Source organism: Micrococcus sp. KRD026, from assembly GCF_017168445.1.
Lineage (GTDB): Bacteria > Actinomycetota > Actinomycetes > Actinomycetales > Micrococcaceae > Micrococcus > Micrococcus luteus.
Window position 1 is genome coordinate 787 of the sequence record NZ_JABFBA010000025.1, and the last position, 478, is coordinate 1264.

The window sequence follows — 478 nt, forward strand, 5'->3', positions numbered from 1 at the left end:
AACCACCACCGCCGGCACTCCTCGCTCGGCTACCTAACCCCAGCCGAGTACGCTCGGCAGTGCACCCATCAAATGGAAACCGACGACTCACAGAACGTCCGGACCGAATGAAGGGGGCGGCTCACACCAACCCCGCCACGCGACGATCCCTATCGCTCATGACGAGGTCTTCCATGTAGAAGTCCACGCTGAAGTCCAGGACGTCTAACGCCAGACCACCGCGGTTGCCTGCCAGCTGTTCGCACGTCTCGGTGGCCGTCAGCTGCATGGGGCTCTCCGAGGCGGCGGGCGTCGGCGACACCGCCGAAGAAGACGAGGACAATGAGGATTGGGAGCTAGGGCGTGTCTGATAATAGATGCACGAGTCAGCTGAGACCCTGGGGACATGTCCCGGTTCCAGATGCTCTCCGACGCCCAATGGGAGTTGATCGCCCCGATGCTCCCGACCCGGACCGGCCGCGCCGGCAGGCCGTTCGCC

At 64.2% G+C, this 478-nt stretch carries 1 protein-coding gene and 1 pseudogene; one reads left to right on the plus strand and one right to left on the minus strand.

Annotation, left to right across the window (positions count from 1 at the left end; all coding sequences use genetic code 11):
- Positions 1 to 121: 121 nt before the first annotated feature.
- Complete coding sequence (locus J1M40_RS09405; protein ID WP_206450733.1) at positions 122 to 268, minus strand: hypothetical protein; 147 nt, start codon at positions 266 to 268, stop codon at positions 122 to 124.
- Between the two features lie 117 nt (positions 269 to 385).
- Here J1M40_RS09405 and J1M40_RS09410 point away from each other — a divergent pair.
- Positions 386 to 478: pseudogene (locus tag J1M40_RS09410) on the plus strand (IS5/IS1182 family transposase); the annotation flags it as partial.

Coding starts and splice junctions, on each gene's coding strand:
- J1M40_RS09405 (WP_206450733.1), bottom strand. CDS start 268: ATGCAGCTGACGGCCACCGAGACGTGCGAACAGCTGGCAGGCAACCGC.